The following is a 600-nucleotide window of genomic DNA, read 5'->3' as shown; positions in this document are numbered from 1 at the left end:
TAAAAGGCTACCGGTGATAATCAGCAGCAAAGATTCATCCCAACTCAGGCCAATCAAACGGAATTGGCTGTCGTACAACGCGGCAAGATCTTCTACGGCGCTGTTCATCACAATGGTCACTAACGCCGTAACAAACCAAGCAATGACAGCACCTAGTACACCAAACCACATACCTGTGTATAGGTACGGACGCAAAATGAAGCCGTCGGTCGCACCGATAAGCTTCATGGTTTGAATCTCTTCTTTATTCGCCAGTACATTAAAACGTAATGTGTTACCAACGATTAAAAATACCGCACCCAACATCAGGATTGTCAGAGTCACGACAATAATGCCTGCTAGTGTTTTGATGGCATTTAAGCGCGCAAGCCAGTCTTCATCTAGCCTAACATCGGTCACATCTTGTTGTTGACCTACTTCTTTTGCTAGGGCTTGAATGTCTGTTTTGATATCAGATTCTGGCGTAATCACCAACACGCCTGGTAATGCATAACCGCTTAGCAAGCTCAGTGCTTGGTCAAAACCCGCGTACTGGCTTAAATCGGCCAAACCTTGCTGTGGAGAAATATATTCCACTTCTTTTACAAGAGGCCAAGTTTC

Annotated in this window: 1 protein-coding gene; it reads right to left on the bottom strand. The window is 45.0% G+C overall.

What is annotated here, in order from left to right; genetic code table 11:
* Positions 1–600, bottom strand: a 600-nt coding sequence (locus tag R8N47_RS26670) for a permease-like cell division protein FtsX (RefSeq protein ID WP_318186294.1), incomplete at both ends; no start/stop codon positions are given.

This window comes from Vibrio sp. 2132-1 (assembly GCF_033344315.1).
This window is presented reverse-complemented; position numbering and strand designations above follow the sequence as displayed.